16 protein-coding genes are annotated in these 18,712 nt (G+C 65.7%); 8 read left to right on the forward strand and 8 right to left on the reverse strand.

All coding sequences use genetic code 11. The annotated features are described in order from the left end of the window. The first annotated feature begins 69 nt into the window (after positions 1-69). Both AC5RUU_RS09855 and AC5RUU_RS09860 read left to right on the forward strand, forming a co-directional pair. On the forward strand, positions 70-1,272 hold the full coding sequence (locus AC5RUU_RS09855; RefSeq protein WP_493975028.1) for an NAD(P)/FAD-dependent oxidoreductase: 1,203 nt from the start codon (positions 70-72) through the stop codon (positions 1,270-1,272). Between the two features lie 511 nt (positions 1,273-1,783). Next, positions 1,784-2,638, forward strand: a complete 855-nt coding sequence (locus tag AC5RUU_RS09860; RefSeq protein WP_493975029.1) for an alpha/beta hydrolase — start codon at positions 1,784-1,786, stop codon at positions 2,636-2,638. Between the two features lie 109 nt (positions 2,639-2,747). Here AC5RUU_RS09860 and AC5RUU_RS09865 read toward each other — a convergent pair whose 3' ends face one another. The 7 genes from AC5RUU_RS09865 to purU form a co-directional block, all read right to left on the reverse strand. After that, positions 2,748-4,274, reverse strand: coding sequence for a polysaccharide deacetylase family protein (locus tag AC5RUU_RS09865; RefSeq protein WP_493975030.1), 1,527 nt, complete (start codon positions 4,272-4,274; stop codon positions 2,748-2,750). A gap of 375 nt (positions 4,275-4,649) precedes the next feature. After that, positions 4,650-5,525 carry a formate dehydrogenase accessory sulfurtransferase FdhD gene (fdhD, locus tag AC5RUU_RS09870; protein ID WP_493975031.1) on the reverse strand — a complete coding sequence of 292 codons (876 nt, stop codon included), beginning with the start codon at positions 5,523-5,525 and terminating at the stop codon, positions 4,650-4,652. Next, entirely contained in the window at positions 5,522-6,862 is a 1,341-nt protein-coding gene (locus AC5RUU_RS09875) for a molybdopterin molybdotransferase MoeA (RefSeq protein ID WP_493975032.1), read from the reverse strand. Before AC5RUU_RS09875 ends, fdhD begins: the two co-directional genes overlap by 4 nt. 197 nt (positions 6,863-7,059) lie before the next feature. Then, a complete protein-coding gene (locus AC5RUU_RS09880; RefSeq protein WP_493975033.1) occupies positions 7,060-7,935 on the reverse strand; it encodes a bifunctional 5,10-methylenetetrahydrofolate dehydrogenase/5,10-methenyltetrahydrofolate cyclohydrolase in 876 nt (291 codons plus the stop codon). After that, complete coding sequence (locus AC5RUU_RS09885) at positions 7,932-8,588, reverse strand: cyclodeaminase/cyclohydrolase family protein (RefSeq protein ID WP_493975034.1); 657 nt, start codon at positions 8,586-8,588, stop codon at positions 7,932-7,934. Before AC5RUU_RS09885 ends, AC5RUU_RS09880 begins: the two co-directional genes overlap by 4 nt. 2 nt (positions 8,589-8,590) lie before the next feature. Further along, positions 8,591-11,083: a GcvT family protein gene (locus tag AC5RUU_RS09890; protein WP_493975035.1), complete on the reverse strand. Its 2,493-nt coding sequence runs from the start codon at positions 11,081-11,083 to the stop codon at positions 8,591-8,593. 54 nt (positions 11,084-11,137) lie between these two features. Continuing rightward, positions 11,138-12,043, reverse strand: a complete 906-nt coding sequence (gene purU / locus AC5RUU_RS09895; protein ID WP_493975036.1) for a formyltetrahydrofolate deformylase — start codon at positions 12,041-12,043, stop codon at positions 11,138-11,140. Between the two features lie 120 nt (positions 12,044-12,163). Here purU and AC5RUU_RS09900 point away from each other — a divergent pair, with 120 nt between their 5' ends. Together AC5RUU_RS09900 and AC5RUU_RS09905 are read left to right on the forward strand one after the other, a co-directional pair. Next, positions 12,164-12,844, forward strand: coding sequence for a GntR family transcriptional regulator (locus AC5RUU_RS09900; RefSeq protein WP_493975037.1), 681 nt, complete (start codon positions 12,164-12,166; stop codon positions 12,842-12,844). A gap of 186 nt (positions 12,845-13,030) precedes the next feature. Beyond that, on the forward strand, positions 13,031-13,276 hold the full coding sequence (locus AC5RUU_RS09905) for a hypothetical protein (protein ID WP_493975209.1): 246 nt from the start codon (positions 13,031-13,033) through the stop codon (positions 13,274-13,276). 30 nt (positions 13,277-13,306) lie between these two features. Here AC5RUU_RS09905 and AC5RUU_RS09910 read toward each other — a convergent pair whose 3' ends face one another. Continuing rightward, complete coding sequence (locus tag AC5RUU_RS09910) at positions 13,307-14,620, reverse strand: helix-turn-helix transcriptional regulator (protein ID WP_493975038.1); 1,314 nt, start codon at positions 14,618-14,620, stop codon at positions 13,307-13,309. A gap of 134 nt (positions 14,621-14,754) precedes the next feature. Between AC5RUU_RS09910 and hxlB the strand changes: the two genes are divergently transcribed. The 4 genes from hxlB to AC5RUU_RS09930 all read left to right on the forward strand — a co-directional run bounded on the left by hxlB (position 14,755) and on the right by AC5RUU_RS09930 (position 18,668). Beyond that, positions 14,755-15,351 carry a 6-phospho-3-hexuloisomerase gene (hxlB, locus tag AC5RUU_RS09915; protein ID WP_493975039.1) on the forward strand — a complete coding sequence of 199 codons (597 nt, stop codon included), beginning with the start codon at positions 14,755-14,757 and terminating at the stop codon, positions 15,349-15,351. A 46-nt stretch (positions 15,352-15,397) separates the two neighbouring features. Then, positions 15,398-16,021, forward strand: a complete 624-nt coding sequence (gene hxlA / locus AC5RUU_RS09920) for a 3-hexulose-6-phosphate synthase (protein WP_493975040.1) — start codon at positions 15,398-15,400, stop codon at positions 16,019-16,021. Between the two features lie 110 nt (positions 16,022-16,131). Continuing rightward, a complete protein-coding gene (gene zwf / locus AC5RUU_RS09925) occupies positions 16,132-17,688 on the forward strand; it encodes a glucose-6-phosphate dehydrogenase (protein ID WP_493975041.1) in 1,557 nt (518 codons plus the stop codon). After that, positions 17,685-18,668 (forward strand): glucose-6-phosphate dehydrogenase assembly protein OpcA, encoded by a 984-nt coding sequence (locus tag AC5RUU_RS09930; RefSeq protein ID WP_493975042.1) that lies wholly within the window; start codon positions 17,685-17,687, stop codon positions 18,666-18,668. The genes zwf and AC5RUU_RS09930 overlap by 4 nt, the downstream gene beginning before the upstream one ends. Positions 18,669-18,712: the final 44 nt, after the last annotated feature.

Below are 18,712 nucleotides of genomic sequence, written 5' to 3' on the forward strand. Positions count from 1 at the left end.
CCGTGGCGTGGGTCACGCTGTTGCTTATCGCGATTCATGTTGCGTAGAAAGCGACTGAAAGGGAAAACAATGCAGACGCTTGCGATCGTGGGAGCCTCGCTGGCAGGCCTGTCGGCCGCCCGGGCCGCCCGCGCTCAGGGCTTCGCGGGACGGCTGGTCATCATTGGCGATGAACAGCACCGCCCGTACGACAGGCCTCCGCTTTCCAAGGACTTCCTGCTGGGTGCCATCACGGCCGAGGACCTCTTCCTGGAATCAGCCGACGACGGACTCGAGGCCGAATGGGTTCTCGGTGTCGGTGCTGTAGGGCTGCACGCTCCCAGTCGGACCATTGAGCTCTCGGACGGCCGGTCCGTGGCGGCAGATGGCATTGTTATTGCCACGGGAGCCCGCTGCCGCAGGCTCCCCGCCCTTGAAGGGTTGGACAACGTTTCCTACCTGCGCACCATCGCGGACGCGGAGAACCTCGCACCCAGGCTGGTTCCCGGGAACCGCATGGTCATTATCGGGGCCGGCTTCATCGGCGCGGAGGCTGCCTCAGTCGCGGCATCGCGCGGCATGGACGTCACCATGATCAACAACAACCCCCTCCCGTTCACCGCCCAGCTGGGCGGCGACATGGGAGCCACGGTGGCCCGGCTGCACACCGCCAATGGGGTCAACCTGGTCTGCGGCGTGGCGATCGACTCGTTCGACACGTCCGACGGGCAGGTCACCGCCGTCCGGCTCTCGGATGGACGCCGCCTGCCCGCCGACGTCGTTGTTGTGGGCATCGGTGCCGAGCCCAACGTGGAGTGGCTGGACGGCTCCGGCGTTGAGCTTCGCGACGGCGTGGTGTGTGATTCCATGGGACGCACCAATGTCCCGGGCATCGTGGCAGTCGGAGACTGTGCTGCCTGGTTCGAGGCTGGCCTTGGCAGGCACCGCCGCGTTGAACACTGGACCGGAGCTTTGGAGCGTGCCGCGCTCGCCGTCCAGGCGCTGCTCGACGACGGCGCGCCACAGCAACCCCTGAAGCCGCCCTACTTCTGGTCCGACCAGCACGGCGTAAAAATCCAGTTTGCAGGCCACTCCGCAGGCTATGACCGGCTTGCGATAGAAGCCGGCGATCCGGAGCAGCACAGCTTCCTTGCGGTCTACTACCAGGGCGACACCCCACTGGCGGTACTGGCAATGAACCAGCCTCGGCTTTTCGCCAAATGGCGCCGCAGCATCGGCACGCCTGTGGTCAGCGCCGCCCCGGCGGCACTTGCCGCCGCGGGGGCCTCCTAAGCCCTCCGGGCATCCCAGGCAGAGACATGGAAGCAGGCAACGGAAAGGCCTGGCCCAATGGACTGCGCCCCGAAAATTGGACTCAAATTCGGTGCCAACTTTCGGGGCGCAGTTTCATGTTCACGGGCACTTCGTTTCGAAGGAGCAGCGCGAAGCCGCGGTGGCGCTGCGTATTGCTGAGGACAAACCGGACATCGTAGGCATCGTTGGTGCTGTCCAGTGGCATAGTCTGGCCCTAACATTCTGATGACACGTATGGGGGGATCGTGTGATGGGGCCATTGGATTCGCCGGAAGCCGGCAGTCAACAGCCGTTATCGCTGGAAAACATCAAGGGCGCACCAGTGTCCGGGAAAATGAGCTGGGCAAAGAAGCGTCTTCGCTTCAGGAAGACCGACACGGCAGTCCTGCTGGCACTGGCCGTTCTTACCGTTCTTTCCGCGACCCCATGGCCCTCAGCCCTCCTGATCCGAAGTGTCTTTGAACGGGGAGCGCAGGCCACCATCCGGGAAATGACTCCCCATGTTCCCGATACGCCCTTAAGGACCCGTACAGGGGTTGCCTACAACGCGGATGCGACAATCGACGTCTTCTCCCCAACGAGTGCCACCGGACCTCTGCCGACGATTGTGTGGATCCACGGAGGTGCCTGGATATCAGGTAACCAGCAGGATGTTGAACCCTACCTCCGCATCCTGGCAGCAGAGGGCTACACCACTATCGGAGTCAATTACCCGATCGCTCCCGAGAGCACCTACCCGGCCGCGATCGAACACCTCAACGAGGCCCTGGCCTACATCAAGGAACATGCGGCAGAACTGCGTGTCGATTCTGACCACATCGTCCTGGCTGGAGATTCCGCAGGAGCGCAACTTGCCAGCCAGCTGGCCACCCTGACGGTAAATCCAGAGTACGCCGCACTCATGGGCATAAAACCGGCGCTGGAGAAAAACGAGTTGGCCGCCACGATCCTGTACTGCGGAGTCTATGATCTCCAGGCCATGGCCGACCTCAGCGGGATAACCGCCTGGGGATTCAAGACTGCTCTGTGGGCCTACACGGGGACAAAGAACTGGTCCGAGACATACGCCGGCAGCAGCATGTCCAGCATCGAATTCGTCACCGGTGACTTCCCGCCCACTTTTATCAGTGGCGGGAACGGGGATGGACTGACCTGGCTGCAGTCCATCCCCTACAGCACCCGTCTAAAGGCGCAAGGTGTCCCGGTGACGGAACTGTTCTGGCCGGCACACCATGAACCGTCGTTGCCCCATGAATATCAGTTCCACCTCGATTATGCCGAGGCCCGGGAGGCACGCGACAGGACTATTGACTTCCTGGCCAAGCACACCAGCGCCGCGCCGTAAGCCTGCAACCGGGGGAGGAAATGCCGCCGGTCCGTTCGTACGCCAACAACAGCGGGCAGGGTCACCGGAGTGTTGCCGCCCCTTCCCGGCGTTGGAGCAGGACAATCTGTCAGCGAGCGGGGACGCAGCCTGGTGCCGTTCCGCGACACTTGTACGTCGCCCCGGGCTTCAGCTCGATCCCCGCGAAAAGCTGCGGCAGGGTCACCAGGTAGTAGCCCCTGCCTTTGAGCTGCGTGATGAGCCTGTCCTGGCCATCGACGGTTGCGGCATGGACGTCGTGTTGCAGGATGATTGACCCGGGTTTGACCAACCCCATGATCCGCGCGATATAGACGGATTTGTTCCGCGATTGCCAGTCCATGGAATCAACATCCCAGGTGATCTGCGGAAGTCCAACGGAAGCGGCAACACCGGCGTTCGTTGCACCATACGGTGGACGCACGTAGGGCGGCACCACGCCCGCCGCCCTTTCAATGGCCGCCTGTGCGCCCTGGATCTCCCGTGCAATTCCGGCGGCTGAAAGCTTGGTCAGGTATGGGTGGCTCATCGTATGGTTTGCTATCGTGTGCCCCGCGTCGGCTACCGCCTTGGCAATGTGCGGGTGGGAATTGACGTACACGCCTTGCTGGAAAAACGTGGCTTTCACCTTGTGCTGATCAAGGATCTGCAGGAGCCTGGTCGTCTGGTCATTCGGCCCGTCATCGTAGGTCAATGCAGCGCAGGGAACGATGTCGCAGTTGATGTGGTCAGCACGGCCGGGCACAGGTGCGGGGCCGCTGAACGGCGTACCGGCAATTACATGCCCTCGAAGTGCCTGGCCAGCCGGCGACAGGACCTTGCCGGTGGCCTCAGCGCTGAGGATGACGGTCATGGGATCAGCAAGTGTGGAGCCGGTATCTGGATGCCGGCTAAGCGTGATGCTGATTTGCCCTGCCGGTGTGAACGTGACTGCCGAGAGTAACTCGGCATCCGGAATGGGCCCAGCACCCGGCGCCGGGCTTGCCGGTGGGGCGCTGGCCTGTTCGGTAGCCCGCGTCATCGGTCCCTGGTCAACGGCGTGTGGGGCAGCGGGAAAGGGCACCTCGCGGATCATGGTGCGCAGCGTGGGGATCTCTTGGGCGTGGACCAGGTCGGCGCTTCCCGAGACGGCGCCGGTGCTGAGGTCCTCGTAAGTGATTTCTTCGGCGTAGCCGGTCCGGACGCCCCCGTCCATGTATGCCTGCACGAACCGGGAACCCACGATATTTCCGGTGGCCAGCACCACCTCGTGGGTGACCGTCAATCCATTACCCATCGGTGCCGTGGTGCTGTTCTGCGCTGAAGGCTCATGACGGCCGCCCGCTCTGGCGTCCAGAATCCCCAAGAGGCGTGCGTCCAGCCTGGTATTGAAAGTCCCCGCACCAGTGATGTATTGCCAGCTTGCCGCCGTGGGGGCCGCACCTGCGGTGCGCATACTTATGTCTGCAAGCGCCGGCGCGCCGGCGGTGATCTTTGCCGGAGCCGTCCCGGGAACAGCGTTGACAGGCCGGGAAGGTAGTGGTGGCTGGACGGGTTCCGCGACGGAAGCAGTAAGGACCAGGCCGGCAACGACTGTCAGCGAAAGCACGAGCAGCCGCGTAGGGTTGGACGTTGTCACGGTTCCTCCAGCAAAACGTGTCACGTTCGCGTCGATGTCACGAAGGATGATGGGCCAACGGTAAGCTGTGGCGCTTCTTGAACCTCGGCACCGACCTCCCCCTTTTGTGCGTGTCGCTAGGGGCATTGATTAGGGGGGCAGAGCTGCTGACGGGAAAATCAGTCAGTCAAGCAGCAGCCGAGGACCAAAAGGGGCTCGAACTGCTGGCCCGCCTTTGAGGGTGAACGCGCGGCCGCACGCACACATCGCACCAGCGGTGTGGGCCTGTGGTGACCGTAATGGTGCAGCCATGATGCCGGGAGGGCGTTCCTGCGCGCCGATTCAGCGGCGTAGGCCTCGGTCCTGGAAGTGAAGAAGCGCGTCCCGCGCGGGATGCTAGACGGTGCTTTCCTGCCGGACCGCCGTAGCGGGGCGGTCCAGCCGTTCCCGGCCTGCGTAGACGTTCAGGCTGTGCCCGCGGCTGAAGCCCACCAGGGTCACGCCCGTTCCGGCGGCCAGGTCGGCGGCCAGACTGGAGGGTGCGCTGACAGCGGACAGGACCGGAATCCCCGCCAGGGCCGCCTTTTGGACGAGTTCGAACGATGCGCGCCCGGACACCTGCAATACGGTGCCGCGCAACGGCAGGAGCCCCTGCCGGAGGGCCCAGCCCACCACCTTGTCCACCGCATTGTGGCGCCCAACGTCCTCGCGGAGGCACAGCAGCTCCGCTTCGGTCCCGTCCACCCGGAACAGGCCGGCGGCATGGACGCCACCAGTTTTGTCGAACACTGCCTGGGCTTCCCGCAGCTTCTCCGGCAGTCCTGCCAGGACGTCAACGGGGATCCGCAGCCTGTCCTGGGCGGGGTCGAAGTGGATGGTCTTACGGACGGCATCGATGGACTCGGTCCCGCAGATGCCGCACGAGCTTGAGGTGTACACGTGCCGCATGGTGTCCGGCATCGGAACGTCCGGCCCCAGCTGCGCGTCCACGACGTTGAAGGTCTGGGTGTCGCCGTTCCTGCCCGCGCAGAACCGCAGCGAGCTCAGTTCCGACCCGTGGCGGATTATGCCTTCTGAAACGAGGAAGCCGGCCACCAGGTCGAAATCGTCTCCCGGCGTCCGCATGGTGACGGCGAATGAGCGGCCGTTCAGGCGGATTTCCAGGGGTTCCTCGGCGGCCAGGACGTCTTCCTTGAACCGCACGGGGTACTCCGTGGCCGAGCCGTCCAGATAGAAGCGGTGAATCTTCCGGCGCTGGGTCATGCGGGTCATGGAATGCTCCATCCTCGGCGGGTCGTGTCATAGGTCGTATCCATGGCCTGGTTCCAGGGCAGGGGAAGGACGGGAACGGGTTGTCCGGACTCCACGCCGGCCGGGGGAACCGCCATGACGCCCTCCGCCCATGCCAGCCCTCGCATCATGCCCGGTCCCGTGTGCTGGACAGGAAAGGACAGCCCGGACAGGAACCTGCAGGGGATAAGGCGGGTCCGGCCCTGGTCCTGAGCAATGTCGCTGCCGGACAGGACGTTGTGCGCTGCGGGCATCGGCTGGCTTCCCAGGGCAGCAAGCAGCGGGGCTCCGACGGTCAGGAGCGCCATCATGGCGGCGAGGGGATTGCCCGGCAGCCCGGCCACGAAGCGGCCGTCAGGGAGCTCAGCCAGCACTGCCGGATGGCCGGGGCGCATGGCGATGCCGTCCAGCAGCAGGCGCCCGCCCAGGGAGCCGATGGCAGCCCGGAAATGGTCGGTGCCGGACTTCCCGGTGCCGCCGGTCGTGATAACGACATTGGCCTGTCCGGCGGGCATGGCCGAGGCGTCCAGGGCGGAACGCCATTCGCTGAAGGAATCGCCGATCCGCACCGGGCTGCAGGCAATGCCGCCCAGCAGTGAAACAACGGTGCCGAGTTGCGGGCCGAACGAATCCCTCACCTGCCCCGGGCCCGGGCTTCCGTGCGTCACCACTTCGGAGCCGGTAAGGACGACGGCGACTGCCGGCCGGGCCCGGACCTCGACGTGATCAAGGCCGGCCGCAGCCGCGAGGGCGATGTGCGCCGGGTTCAGGACAGTGCCAGCCGGCAGGAGGACATCACCCGCCAGGGCCTCCTCGCCCGCGGGCCGGATGTGCTGGCCGCGGCGGGGTTCGCCGGGCCGGGCGCCGGAACCGACGGAAAGGACGGGGTTCCCGCGCGGTCCGGAGACGACGTTGCCGCTCTCCTTGCGGAGGACGGCTTCGGCGCCCGGCGGAACCAGCCCGCCAGTGGCAATGACCCTCGCGTGGTTCGGTGCCAAGGGCCCAACAAGTGCCGATGCGGTTTCCATGTGTGCCGGCTGCTGCTGATCCGGAAGGAGCCAGGGGCCCGCACCGTTGACAGCCCAGCCGTCCATGGCGGAGGACGCATAGTGCGGAAGGTCCTGCGATGCGAGGACATCGCGGTTCAGGACACGACCCGCGGCTTCCGCCAAGGGAACGCTGACGGCCACGAGCGGGCGGGCGCAATTGAACGCCAGCTGCCGCGCGCCCGCCCAGGACTGCGTTGCATGGCCGGAATGCGCACCTTCGGGCCGATCGGGCGCGGCCGGCGGACCGGCCACGAATTCGGTAGTGAGCATCGCTGCTCCTTTCCTGTTGTGACATACGCCGGAACCGGCCGGACAGGGCAATGGCCCCGTTGTCCGAAAGCGGTGCTTCGATGAGGAATACCTCCCCAGGTTTTAGGCCCACCGAAGCACCAGTTACGGATAACGGGACCATCAGGTCCTTGTTTGGATGTGGGGTCAGCTGCCCTTGCGGTCCTTTCGCCGCTGCGTCAGCCCGCGGCTTCCAGGACCAGCAACGGCGACTGCAGCCGCGCTGCCTCGACTGTATGGAGGAGCAGCAGCGCGGTAGTGACCGAACCCACCCCGCCCGGGACGGGTGTGAGCGCGGCCGCAACCCCGCTCACGCTTGCCTCGTCCACATCGCCCACCAGGGAACCGTCGGGAAGGACGTTGGTGCCGACGTCCACCACTACTGTCCCGGCGGAGACATGGCTGCCGGTCAGCAAACCTGTCCGCCCGGCTGCCACCACCACCACATCCGCATCCTTCGTGTACTTTTCGAGCGGTCCGGACCTCGAATGGCAGACGGTGATGGCGGCGTCGCGCTCGAGCAGGAGGAGGGACAGCGGTTTTCCCACCACAGCCGAGCGGCCCACAACGACGACGTTCCGGCCCGCCACCGGGATGCGGTAGTGGCTGAGGATTTCGACGACGGCCCGGGCGGTAGCAGGCGCGAAGGCCGGCTGGCCCACGGCAAGGCGGCCAAGGCTGAGGGGATTGGCCCCGTCGATGTCCTTTTCGGGTGCGATGAGGCCCACCAGGGCATCCGTCCGGACATCTTCGGGGAGCGGGGTCTGCAGGATGATGCCGCTCACGGACGGCTCCGCGCTCAGGTCCCGCAGGACGCTGGCCAGGACCTGTTCGGTGGCATCGTGGCCGAGGTCGACGATCCGGCACCCGATGCCGGCCCGTTCGGCCGCACGCTCGATCGAACGGACGTACCATTTGGTCGATTCGTCATCGGTGGCCATGACCACGGCCAGTACGGGCCGCACGCCGTCGTGTTCCAGGGACCGGGCTTCGTCCTGGACCCGTTGCCGGATGATGCCGGCGAGTTCCTTGCCTGACAATGTCACAGTGCTCAACGGAGGATCCTTTCACGTACCCGGGAAACGAGGGAGTCGGCGGCCAGCACCACTTTGTCCTCGAGGCCGTCCGTCTCCTGGCCAAGCTGCGCGCGCGCGGCCGGGTCCTTGACGGCCACCACATTGATGTCGATGTTGACCCGTGCGGTGGTTGCCGCTGCCCTGGCGGCATCGGCTGCTGCGGCAATATCACTGATGACGTTGGCATTGGCGACGTCGAACAGCTCCGTTGCGAGCTCCACCACCGATCCGGCAACGGCGATGAGCCGGGCCGGGGTCCGGGCCGCCAGGACGAGGGCTTCCTGGATGGCTGCTGTCCGGGCCGCCTTGAGCTCCTCCGTTTCCGAGGAGAGCTTGTAGGCGTCGATGACTCCCTGGAAGGCAGCTTCGTCCGCATCCGCCAGGCGCAGCGCCTCGGCCAGCAGGCCTTCGGAACCTTCCGTGATCCGCTGCACCAGGGCAGCGTGCTGCTCGTATTTCGCGCCGGTGGAGTACCTGGCCACCATGGCCACCAAGGCAGCGCCCTGTGCGGCGTGGAGCGCAGCTGCCGCGCCGCCGCCCGGAGTGGGCTGGCGCGAGGCAAGCCGGGTGAGGTAGCTGCTGATGGTTTCCGAACTGATGGTCGCTGTGCCGGCCGTATCCGTGCTGGTCATGGCTAACCGCGCAGCCGGGTCATGGTGGGGTCGTACAGCGGATCCTGGGTAACGGTGGCCACTATGCGCCGCCCGAAGTACTCGATTTCCACCGAGTCACCCACGGAAACGGTCCCGGGCAGGTAGGCGTAGGCAATCGGCTTGGCCACCGTGTAGCCGTAAGCGGCGCTGGTAACGTAGCCCACTGCCTGGTCCTTGTAGAACACCGGTTCCTTGCCCAGCACAATGCTCCGGCCGTCGTCGACTGTCAGGCAGCGCAGGCGCCGTGCGGAGTTTTCCTCCGTGCGCCCTTCCAGTGCGGCCTTTCCGACGAAGTTGTCCTTGGCCATCTTGACGGCGAATCCCAGGCCGGCTTCGAAAGGATCGTGCTCGGTGGTCATGTCCGTACCCCAGGAGCGGTAGCCCTTCTCCAGGCGGAGCGAGCTGAAGGCTGCACGGCCGGCGGCGATGACACCGAACGGCTGGCCTGCCTTCCACAGCGCATCCCACAGCCGCTGGCCGTTGTCCGCGCTGGTGTACAGCTCCCAGCCCAGTTCTCCTACATAGGACAGGCGCATGGCCGTGACGGGCACGCCGCCGATGACCACGTTCTTGGACCGGAAGTAGCGCAGGCCATCGTTGGAGAAGTCATCGCTGCTGACTGTGCTGACGAGGTCGCGTGCCAGCGGACCCCAGAGGCCGATGCAGCAGGTGCCGCCGGTGGTGTCACGCACCTGGACCCAGTCTTGTGCTGATCCGCTTTCCGTCTGGTGCCGTGCGGCCCGCTCGAAGTAGGCGGTGTCGATGTTGCCGTTGGCACCCAGCTGGAACGTGTCCTCGCTCAGCCGGGCCACGGTGATGTCGCTCCGGATGCCGCCGGCATGGTCCAGCAGGAGGGTGTAGGTGACCGCGCCCGGCTTCTTGTTGAGGTCCGCCGTCGTCAGCTCCTGGAGGAGCTTGAGGGCGCCGGGGCCCGAGATTTCGAGGCGCTTGAGCGGGGTCATGTCATACATGGCGACGGCGGTGCGCGTCTTCCACGCTTCGGCCGCCGCGATGGGGGAGCTGAACATTCCGGACCAGGCATCCCGGGCCGGCGGCTGCCAGTCGGCAGGCATCTCCTTGAGGAGCTCGGCGTTGGCCTCGAACCAGTACGGGCGCTCCCATCCGCCGCCCTCCAGGAAGTACCCGCCCAACTGCTTGTGGCGGGCATGGAAGGGGCTGACCCGCAGGTTGCGTGGCGAAAGCTTGGGCTGGAGCGGGTGGAGGACGTCGTAGATCTCCACAAAATTCTGCTGGGACGTCTCGCTGACGTATTCCGGCGTCAGTTGCACTTCCTCGAAGCGGTGGATATCGGAGTCACCCAGGTCGATCCCGGACTTGCCGGTGGTCAGGAGTTCGGCCACAGCGCGGGCAATGCCTGCAGAGTGGGTAACCCACACGGCCTCTGCGACAAAGAAGCCGTCCAGTTCCTTGGACTCGCCTACGAGTGAACCGCCGTCGGGGGTGAAGGAGAAGATGCCGTTGAAGCCGTCCTCAATCTCGCTTTCGCCCAGCGCCGGAAGCAGCTGCTTGGTGGCTTCCCAGGCCGGGAGGAAGTCCTCGACCGTGAAGTCCAGCCGGGACGGCATGTTGTGTTCGCTGATGGTACCGGGCTCGAAGCTGGCCAGTTCGTCGAGGTCCACGGGCATCGGCCGGTGCGCGTAGGAGCCGATGCCGTACCGGTCGCCGTGCTCGCGGTAGTAGAGGTCCTGGTCCTGGTGGCGGAGGATCGGCAGCGTGGCGCCGTTCGGCAGTTCGTTCCGGCCCTGCTGGGCCGGCACCGGTGTGGTCTTGACGTACTGGTGGGCCAACGGGAGGAGTGGCACGGACATGCCGATCATGGCACCGATCTTGGCTCCCCAGAACCCGGCACAGGACACCACGATGTCAGCGGGGATTACGCCGTCGGACGTCTGCACGCCGGTAACCCGGCGGCCGGACTGCTCGATGCCGGTGACGGCGGTGTTGCCCAGGTACTTCACACCCGCGGCCTCGGTCCGTTTGATCAGCAGCTGCACGGCACGGGCTGCGCTGGCCAGTCCGTCGCTGGGAACGTGGAGTCCGCCGAGGATTTCCTCCTCGTTCAGCAGGGGGTAGAGCTCCTTGCATTCCGCGGGGGAAAGGATGGATCCTTCAATGCCCCAGGACGCTGCATACCCGAGTTTCCGCTTGAGGTCGGTAAGGCGCGTCTCTGTCGTGGCGACTTCCAGCCCGCCCACCTGGTTGAAGCAGCTGACGCCGTCCTCGGTCAGGGACAAGAGCTTCTCAACCGTGTATTTGGCGAACAGTGCCATCGACTTCGACGGGTTGGTCTGGAAGACCAGGCCGGGGGCGTGCGAGGTGGATCCGCCGGGCATGTTGAGGGGGCCCTGGTCCAGGACAGTGATGTTGTTCCAGCCCCTGGTGACGAGTTCGTCGGCGAGGTTCGTGCCGACGATCCCGGCTCCGATGATGACAATGCGTGGCGACGATTCCATGTGCTTACTCCTGCTGGTGTTCGTGTCTAAGTCTTTTGCTGCGGGCACGGCGGGCTACCGGAACACCACGGTGCTGGTCTGGTCCAGCAGGACGCGGTGCTGGCAGTGCCAGCGCACCGCGCGGGAGAGGGCGAGTGCCTCGGCGTCCTGGCCCACGGTGGACAGCTGGCTGGGGCCGTAGGTGTGGTCCACCCGGATGACTTCCTGCTCGATGATCGGGCCCTCGTCCAGGTCCGCGGTGACATAGTGCGCGGTGGCGCCAACCAGCTTGACGCCGCGGTCGTAGGCCTGGTGGTAGGGCCGGGCACCCTTGAAGCCGGGGAGGAATGAGTGGTGGATATTGATGGCCCGTCCCTCCAGCGCCCGGCACAGGTCGTCGGAGAGCACCTGCATGTACCTGGCCAGGACTACCAGGTCCACGTTGTGCTCCTCCACCAGCTCAAGCAGCCGACGCTCCGCGTCATCCTTGCTCTCAGGCGTCACCGGGATGTGGATGAAGGGCAGCCCGGCGGCCTCCGCCATGGCCCGGTGCGTTTCGTGGTTGGACACCACCAGCACGAGGTCTCCGCCGAGGCTGCCGCCGCGCCAGCGGAAGATGAGGTCGTTGAGGCAGTGCCCGAACTTGGACACCATCACCAGGACGCGCTGCTTGGTCTGGTCGTGGAAGCTGAACTTCATGTCGAAGCGGTCGGCGATGGGACGGAACTCTTCTTCGAGCGTGTCCGGGGTGTAGGCCGGTGAGCCGGAAAACGCGGTGCGCAGGTGCAGCGTTTCCCGCAGGCTGTCGTCGAACTGCTGGTGCTCGTCGATGTTGAAGCCGCGCTCGAACAGGAAGGTGGTCACGGCCTGCACGATTCCTGCGCGTTCGCCGCACGACAGTGTGAGTACGAACTTCTGCGCCTGCTCCTGCACGGGTGCCGCCAGTGCGGTGGCTGATGTCTCTGTTTCCATGAGGGTCATGTCCCTCCTCCTTCTAGATATATTCCAAAGTCGCAAACTGATATATTAGATTGGACCTCAGCGTATACTGGGCGGTGGGGAAGGTCAATAGCTATTTTTCAGCTCGGGAAAGGTCCTGGCATGGCTTTGGAAAGCTTGGCAGTGGCGGATGTGGGCAGCAGGAAGTCCCTCGCCGACGTCGCATACGAGAGCATTCGGGACCGGCTCCTGGTGCTGGACATCAAGCCGGGGGAGCTGCTCAATGACGAGGTGCTGGCCAAATCACTGGGCGTCGGCCGTACTCCCGTGCGTGAGGCGCTGAAACGCCTGGAGCTGGACCGCCTGGTCATCACCTACCCGCGGCGGGGCACGTTCGCCACGCGGGTGGACGTCACGGACCTTTCGTTCATCTCCGAAATCCGCGCCCAGCTGGAGCCGTTGGCTGCAGCCCGCGCCGCCCGGGTGGCCACCCAGGCTGTCAGGGCACAGCTGCAGGCAATCCTCGAGGACGTTGAAGGCTTCGACGCCGGCGCCGCCTCGGTAACCGAAACCCTCCGGCTGGACGCCCGCGTGCACCAGGGGATCTACGCTGCTGCTGCCAACCCGCACCTCGAAGACATCCTGGTGCGGTACGACAACCTCGCCACCAGGATCTGGTGCATGGTCATAGACCGCCTTCCCGACCTGTCCTTGCATGTCCGTGAGCACCTTGACCTGCTGCGCGCCGTCATAGGTGGGGACGAGGAAAAGGCCGCCGAGCTGGCCAGGGTGCACGTCAGCGGCTTCGAGCGCGCCGTCCGCGGGGCGCTCTTCGCCGCCTAGGGCTCGCCACCAGGTCCGGGCCCAATGTCTGGACCCTCGCGGCCGTCCGTTGACAGGCAATGTGACCTGCAACATACTGGGTTCTGCTCCTGATATATCAAAGCAATATCAGAAGGTGCCCCGATGACGCGGCGGCACCCGTGCCAGTGATGGAGGAAATTCTTGAACCTGTGCGTATCCGTGGAAATGCCAGCCTCCGGCAGCAGCGGCCCGAAGACAAAAGAGGGCGCTTCCGGCACCAAGCGCGGCCTTCGCAAGGACTGGGCACGGCTGACGGGCCATACCGTGGAGGTATGGCTGCTCGGGGAACACGTGGCTACCGGCGTTGTGGACCAGGCAGCCGAGGACGACTCGGTTCTTTGGATCGCCGGGGCGGGGATCACCACGCGCCGGCTCTTCGACAAGTCAACGGGCTACCAAGTCTGGCTTTGACCAGGCCGGGTTACTGCCACGCGCCCGGAATCACCTCAGGCCGTGGCTGTGGGCCAGGGCGATGGCTTCGGTGCGGGATGTCACCTGAAGCTTCCGGAAAAGATTACGGACGTGGAACTTGACGGTGTTCTCGCTGATGTTGAGCTCTGAGGCAATGTTGCGGTTCCGCTGGCCGGCAGCGAGCAGCTGAAGTACCTCCAGTTCCCGGGCCGCAAGGTTCCAGGCGGTGATGTCGCCGGGCGCCGCGGGCGGATCCAAGGGGAGGGTGACCGAGATGTCCGCGCCCCAGCCGGGCATGAGGTCGATTTCCATCTTCCCGTCCAGGGCTTGAACCCTGCGGTCCAGCCGCCCGATGTTGGGTGCGTCCGGGGCGAGGCCGCCCCGGCCGTCGTCGCGCACGTTGATGAGGAGGTTCTCGCCGTCGCAGTCCCACTGGGTGCGGACGCGGCGGACCTCCGGCTGTTCCATCATCGCCAGCAGCAAACCGCGCACGATGGCCCGCGCCGCAGTGGCCACCTCGCCGGGCAGTGCCCTGCCGTTCAGCGGCGGTTCGATGAACTGCACGTCAATCCCGCTCAAGCGGGTCAGGGGACGGAGATCCTCCCGAAGCCGCGCAAACGCCGTGGCCACCGGTTCTTCTATCAGTTCAGTGGTCCGGTCGTTGTGTGTGCGCAACTCCACCAGGGCTTTTGCCGCTACGTCTGTGACGGTGGTGCGGGCCGCAGCGTCGTCGAGGGAGGGTGACCGCGCCGCTGCCAGCAGTGTCTCGAGGGTCGTTGAATGCAGGTCAACGAGTTCACTGGTCACCCGGAGCCGCTCCGCCGACGCTGCCCGGGATTCGACGAGGTAGGACGGCGGGGCGTCGTTGACCTTCTCCTGGATGCGCCGCGCGGCGAGCTCCCACAGGTAGGTCACCAGCGGCAGGTTGGCCGCGTCCGGCAAGCCCGGGTCAGCGGACTCCGGGTAGGTGATGACCAGCAGCGCATTGCTGGGCAGGTAGGTGAGCGCAAGGATCCGCCGGGTCCTGCCCGCTACCGGTGCCTCCCCAAGCCAGGCGCGGCCCTGGTCTGTCAGTGTTGCCCGCACGTGCTGCAGTTCGGCGATGGACACCTGGTCCATGATCTCCGCATCGCCGGCCTTTTTCTGGGGCCGCCCGGTGCACTCTTCGGTGAAGATCACCAGTGCGTTGCCGCCTGCGTAGGGGAGCACCGCCTCCCGGAGCTGTTCCGCAATGCCGGAGAGCGGCGCTTCCACGATCCCGGCGATGGCAGCAAGCAGCGGCCAAGGAGGGGCGGGGCGGGGGCTGGTAACAACAGGCCCAACGGACGGGGGATGCTCGCTCATCACGCCAGCTTACGCGAGCATCCCCGGTACTACCTACCCGAAAGGGTGGTTTAAACCATCCCGAATTACCGTTTCACCTACCCCTCAATTGCCGGAGCATGGAACGCAGGCCCCACTGAAGGAGGAGAGACTTGATGACCACCGTTCTGACGGAACCCGTTGTGGAAGCTGCCGGTGAAGCCATCGGGAGCAACATTTCCCTGGTCCTGCAGGAGATCACCGACACAACCGCGCAGATCCGCCCGGGGCAGCTGAACGGGGCAGCCGCCGAACTGGCCCGGGCAAACCGGGTGTTCGTTGCCGGCGCAGGCCGCAGCGGACTGGTGCTGCGTATGGCTGCCATGAGGCTCATGCACCTTGGCCTCGTGGTGCACGTTGCCGGCGATACCACCACGCCGGCGATCCGTGAAGGCGACCTTCTCCTGGTCGCCTCAGGCTCAGGTACCACGTCAGGGGTGGTTAAAGCCGCCGAGACAGCCTCCAAGGCCAACGCCCGGATCGTCGCCTTCACGGCAAACCCCGGGTCGCCGCTCGCCGGCCTGTCGGACGTCGTCGTGGTTGTCCCCGCCCAGCAGAAAACTGACCACGGCTCCGGCGTCTCCCGCCAGTACTCCGGCAGCCTCTTCGAGCAGGTGCTGTTCGTGGCAACAGAAGCGCTGTTCCAGTCCCTGTGGGACACCGCTGATGTCCCGGCCGAACAGCTGTGGCTGCGCCACGCAAACCTCGAATAGAACCCTTTTCCGTCCCCTATAGAACCCCTAACAGAAAGCAGTACCAATGAAACTTCAGGTAGCCATGGATTTGCTCACGGTTGAGGATGCCCTCGAACTGGCCGGCAAGGTGGCCGAATACGTTGACATCATCGAGCTGGGCACGCCCCTGATCAAGGCAGCAGGCCTGGGCGCCGTCACCGCCGTCAAGGAAGCCCACCCGGACAAGACCGTTTTTGCGGACATGAAGACCATGGATGCCGGTGAGCTCGAAGCGGACATCGCCTTCAAAGCGGGCGCCGACCTTGTCTCCGTACTGGGCAGCGCCGATGACTCCACAATCGCAGGCGCCGTAAAGGCAGCGCGGGCGCACAACAAGGGCATCGTGGTGGACCTGATCGGCGTGCCGGACAAGGCCGCCCGCGCACAGGAAGTCCGTGCACTCGGTGCCACCTTCGTCGAGTTCCACGCCGGCCTGGACGAACAGGCAAAGCCCGGCTTTGACCTGAACGGACTCCTCCGTGCCGGTGAGAAGGCGCAGGTGCCGTTCTCCGTGGCCGGTGGCGTCAGCATCACCACTATCGCAGCAGTACAGCAGGCGGGCGCCGAGGTGGCCGTGGCCGGCGGTGCCATTTACGGCGCTGCAGATCCGGCACTGGCAGCCAAGGAACTCCAGGCCGCAATCAGCTAGCCCGGCCTTTTGGAAATCCGGCGGTCCCACCCGGCAGGGTGGGGCCGCTGTGCCGTCTGCCCTTCTGCTGTGCAACAGGTGCACCCGCTCACCGCGTGGAAAGGAATCCCATGACCGGAATATCACTGCTGGCCGGCCCGCGCCGGGGGCGTAATCCGCTCCGGGATCCCCGTGACCGCCGTTTGAACCGGATTGCCGGTCCGTCGTCGTTGGTGCTCTTTGGGGTTACTGGTGACTTGGCGCGGAAGAAGTTGATGCCGGCGGTGTATGACCTGGCGAACCGGGGGTTGTTGCCGCCGAGTTTCGCGTTGGTGGGTTTTGGGCGCCGGGCGTGGAGTGATGAGGATTTCGCCGGTCAGGTGAAGTCCTCGGTGCAGTCGTATGCGCGGACACCGTTTGATGAGGCGGTGTGGAACCAGCTGGCCGAGGGTATCCGTTTTGTGCAGGGTGAGTTCGACGACGACGCGGCGTTTGAGCGGCTTGGCGAGACGGTCAAGGAACTCGATGATGTCCGGGGCACCCGGGGGAACCACGCGTTCTACCTGTCGATCCCGCCCAAGGCGTTCGAGCAGGTGTGCCGGCAGCTGTCCAGGCATGGGCTGGCGCAGGCTGACGGGGATAAGTGGCGGCGGGTGGTGATCGAGAAGCCGTTCGGGCATGACCTTGAGTCGGCCCGGGCGTTGAATGACATTGTGGAGTCGGTGTTCCCGGCTGATGCGGTGTTCCGGATCGATCATTACCTGGGCAAGGAGACGGTGCAGAACATCCTGGCGTTGCGGTTCGCGAACCAGTTATTCGAGCCGTTGTGGAACGCGAACTACGTGGACCATGTCCAGATCACGATGGCCGAGGACATCGGCACCGGCGGCCGGGCGGGGTATTACGACGGCGTGGGCGCGGCCCGCGACGTGATCCAGAACCACCTGCTCCAGCTGCTGGCGCTGACGGCGATGGAGGAGCCCATCTCCTTCAACGCCGATGACCTGCGGGCGGAGAAGGAAAAAGTCCTCGCCGCCGTCAAGTTCCCCGAGGACCTGTCCACGCACTCCGCGCGGGGGCAGTTCACCGGCGGCTGGCAGGGCGGGGAGCAGGTCCAGGGCTACCTGGAGGAAGAGGGCATCCCGGCCGATTCCACCACCGAGACGTTCGCGGCGATCCGGGTGGATATCCATACCCGGCGCTGGGCCGGTGTGCCGTTTTATCTGCGGGCCGGGAAGCGTTTGGGCCGGCGGGTGACCGAGATCGCGGTGGTGTTCAAGCGTGCCCCGAACCTGCTGTTCCGTGACCACAGTGATGATGATTTCGGGCAGAACGCGGTGGTGATCCGGGTCCAGCCCGATGAGGGCGCCACGATCCGGTTCGGGTCCAAGGTCCCGGGCACGCAGATGGAAGTCCGGGACGTGACGATGGACTTCGGGTACGGGCACTCGTTCACCGAATCCTCACCGGAGGCGTATGAGCGTTTGATCCTGGACGTGCTCCTGGGCGAGCCGCCGTTGTTCCCCCGGCATGAGGAAGTGGAGCTGTCCTGGAAGATCCTTGACCCGTTCGAGGAGTACTGGGCGTCCCTGCCCGGGCAGCCCGAGCCCTACGCCCCCGGCAGCTGGGGCCCCGCGTCCGCGGATGAGTTGCTGGCCCGTGACGGACGAACCTGGAGAAGGCCATGATCGTAGACCTGCCCGATACCACCACCTCGAACGTGTCCAAGAAGATCATGGCCCTGCGCGAGCAGGGCGGCGTGATCGCCCTGGGCCGGGTCCTGACCCTGGTGGTGGTCACCACGTCCGGGCTCGAGGAAGAAGCGATCGAGGCCGCGAACGAGGCCAGCCGGGAACACCCCTGCCGGATCATCGTCCTGGCCGACGCCGGGAAGGAGCATCCGGACCGGCTGGACGCGCAGATCCGGGTGGGCGGGGACGCCGGCGCGTCGGAGGTGATCGTGCTGCGCGGCTACGGCCAGCTCGCCCACGAATCCGAGTCCCTGGTCGCCGCGCTGCTGCTCCCGGACGCCCCGATCGTGGCCTGGTGGCCGCACGGGGCACCCGAAAACGCGTGCGAAACCTCGATCGGCAGGATCGCGCACCGCCGGATCACTGATTCGGCGAACGAACCCGACCCCCAGGCCGCGCTGGAGAACATCCGCGCCACCTACAAGGCCGGCGACACCGACCTCGCCTGGACCCGGCTGACCAACTGGCGGATCCAACTCGCCGCAGCCCTGGACGAGGTGGACACCTCCCCCGTGACCGCCGTCGCGGTCGAAGGAGCCTCGGACTCACCCTCCACCATCCTGCTCGCCGCGTGGCTCACCCTGTCCCTGGACGCACCCGTGACCATCGTCGCGGACCCCGCAGGCACCGGGATCCGCCGCGTGCGCCTCAGCCGCCCCGGCGGCGACGTCCAACTCTTCCGCCCCGGACTCTCCGTCGCCGAGCTCACCCAACCAGGCCAGCCAGCCCAACGCATCTCCCTGCCCCGCCGCAGCCTCCGCGACTGCCTCGCCGAAGAACTCCGCCGCCTCGACCCCGACCACGTCTTCGGCGACGTGGTCACCACCCTGGCAACCGGCGGATACACGCAGGAGGCGGTGCGGACCGGTGGCACGGAAGCCCGGGACATGTCCGTGAACTGGCTCGCCCGGGCGTAGGTTCTGGGACGAAAGCCCCAAAACTTGCCCGAAAGTGCCTGCAA

Source organism: Arthrobacter sp. K4-10C, assembly GCF_059090085.1.

What these genes read in the sequence shown, in the direction of transcription:
- AC5RUU_RS09855 (WP_493975028.1), top strand. Translation starts at nt 70, where the DNA reads ATGCAGACGCTTGCGATCGTGGGAGCCTCGCTGGCAGGCCTGTCGGCC.
- AC5RUU_RS09860 (WP_493975029.1), top strand. Translation starts at nt 1,784, where the DNA reads ATGACTCCCCATGTTCCCGATACGCCCTTAAGGACCCGTACAGGGGTT.
- fdhD (WP_493975031.1), bottom strand. Translation starts at nt 5,525, where the DNA reads ATGACCCGCATGACCCAGCGCCGGAAGATTCACCGCTTCTATCTGGAC.
- AC5RUU_RS09875 (WP_493975032.1), bottom strand. Translation starts at nt 6,862, where the DNA reads ATGCTCACTACCGAATTCGTGGCCGGTCCGCCGGCCGCGCCCGATCGG.
- AC5RUU_RS09885 (WP_493975034.1), bottom strand. Translation starts at nt 8,588, where the DNA reads ATGACCAGCACGGATACGGCCGGCACAGCGACCATCAGTTCGGAAACC.
- AC5RUU_RS09890 (WP_493975035.1), bottom strand. Translation starts at nt 11,083, where the DNA reads ATGGAATCGTCGCCACGCATTGTCATCATCGGAGCCGGGATCGTCGGC.
- purU (WP_493975036.1), bottom strand. Translation starts at nt 12,043, where the DNA reads ATGACCCTCATGGAAACAGAGACATCAGCCACCGCACTGGCGGCACCC.
- AC5RUU_RS09900 (WP_493975037.1), top strand. Translation starts at nt 12,164, where the DNA reads ATGGCTTTGGAAAGCTTGGCAGTGGCGGATGTGGGCAGCAGGAAGTCC.
- AC5RUU_RS09905 (WP_493975209.1), top strand. Translation starts at nt 13,031, where the DNA reads ATGCCAGCCTCCGGCAGCAGCGGCCCGAAGACAAAAGAGGGCGCTTCC.
- AC5RUU_RS09910 (WP_493975038.1), bottom strand. Translation starts at nt 14,620, where the DNA reads ATGAGCGAGCATCCCCCGTCCGTTGGGCCTGTTGTTACCAGCCCCCGC.
- hxlB (WP_493975039.1), top strand. Translation starts at nt 14,755, where the DNA reads ATGACCACCGTTCTGACGGAACCCGTTGTGGAAGCTGCCGGTGAAGCC.
- hxlA (WP_493975040.1), top strand. Translation starts at nt 15,398, where the DNA reads ATGAAACTTCAGGTAGCCATGGATTTGCTCACGGTTGAGGATGCCCTC.
- zwf (WP_493975041.1), top strand. Translation starts at nt 16,132, where the DNA reads ATGACCGGAATATCACTGCTGGCCGGCCCGCGCCGGGGGCGTAATCCG.
- AC5RUU_RS09930 (WP_493975042.1), top strand. Translation starts at nt 17,685, where the DNA reads ATGATCGTAGACCTGCCCGATACCACCACCTCGAACGTGTCCAAGAAG.